Here is a 1,047-nt window from a genome sequence, read left to right as displayed (position 1 = left end):
TAATTATAACATAAATCAGACTGTACTTAGTATCAAAACTGACTGGGAACCAAAAGAAAATCATCCTGCACGGATGATTAATCAAATAGTTGAAGACCTTAAAATTAAAGATCCCTACATCTTTGGACGTCCGCGTAAGTATGATCTGCGTGTACTTTTAAAATTAATTTTGTTTGCGTACACAAAAGGGATCTTCAGTAGCCGTCGGATTAATACCTTGGCAGAAGAGAATTTGGCAGCCCGTTGGCTGACACAGGAACAAGTTCCAGCCTACCGAACAATTTGTCGTTTTAGAATTTCAGATGAAGTTGAGAACTTGATCAATCAATGTATTCAAAAACTAACAAAATATCTAAAGCAAAATAACTTTATTGATGAGGTTACTTTTATTGATGGAACTAAAATTTTAGCCGATGCCAATAAATATAGTTTTGTTTGGCGCAAGAATACTATTCGTTTTGACAAGCTTAATCGCTCTGCGATTATATCCCTTCTGGAAGAATTAAATGAAGCTAAGTTTAAGTGCCAGCTCCCAGCAGAGACAGATCTTACTTTGGAAATGCTTGATGAAATTATCTTGCGGTTAGAGAATAACTTGAAAGATCTGAATAAAAAGATTGAAAAAGAGCACAACTCTCCAAACCCAGACAAGTCCAGACGTCGAAAACTGAAATCGTTAAAACGAAAACTTAAGTTACGCCAAACTAAGTTATTGGAATATAAAATACAAACTGGAATTTATGGTAAACGGAATAGTTATTCGAAAACAGACCATGATGCGACTTTTATGCGTGTTAAAGAAGATTCAATGCTCAACGGACAGCTAAAACCGGCTTATAATCTACAAATCGCCACGAGTAAACAATTTGTAACTGCCTTTGGCATTTTTCAAAATCCAGGAGATACCAAAACATTAATTCCCTTTTTACAGCAGCAAAAAGCAGCTGAAACTTTAGGTAAGTATATTGTGGCCGATGCGGGATACGGTTCAGAATCAAATTATCGATACTTTGAAGATGAATTACCCGAACATACAGCTTTGATTCC

General features: G+C 35.7%; 1 protein-coding gene. It reads left to right on the top strand.

Annotation, left to right across the window (positions count from 1 at the left end; translation table 11 throughout):
- Positions 1-1,047: transposase (locus GSM_RS13590; protein WP_010078421.1), on the top strand; the 1,047-nt coding region annotated here is incomplete at both ends.

It is taken from the genome of Liquorilactobacillus mali KCTC 3596 = DSM 20444 (genome assembly GCF_000260415.1).
In the GTDB taxonomy this organism is placed as follows: Bacteria; Bacillota; Bacilli; order Lactobacillales; family Lactobacillaceae; genus Liquorilactobacillus; species Liquorilactobacillus mali.
The sequence above is the reverse complement of the archived record's forward strand: the minus strand, read 5'-3'. Positions and strand labels throughout refer to the sequence as shown.